Annotated in this window: 1 pseudogene; it reads left to right on the top strand. The window is 60.2% G+C overall.

The features are described 5' to 3' along the window. Positions 1 to 171: 171 nt before the first annotated feature. A pseudogene (locus AC5IJH_RS18485) lies at positions 172 to 249 on the top strand (HU family DNA-binding protein); the annotation flags it as partial.

Raw genomic sequence — 249 nt, 5'->3', positions numbered from 1 at the left:
AGCGACCGTGGTCTGGAGCGAATGCCTTGATCAAGCAGGACATTGTGCATCGAGTGATTGAACGAACCGGCCTTCCCCGCAACAAGGCGGAGGCTGCTGTCGACACCATCTTCGAGAGCCTAAAAAAAGGCCTTGGCCACCGGTGAACGCATCGAACTCCGTGGGTTTGGCGTGTTCAACGTGAGACCCCGGAAGACCGGCATTGGGCGCAATCCGCGCACCGGTGCTGAGGTCACCATCACCCCCGGC

Origin of the sequence: Candidatus Dedyshia acidiphila (assembly GCF_051025295.1) — a bacterium.
Taxonomy (GTDB): Bacteria; Acidobacteriota; Terriglobia; order Terriglobales; family Acidobacteriaceae; genus KBS-83.
Note: the sequence above shows the minus strand (reverse complement) of the source record. Positions and strands in the feature narration are given on the sequence as shown.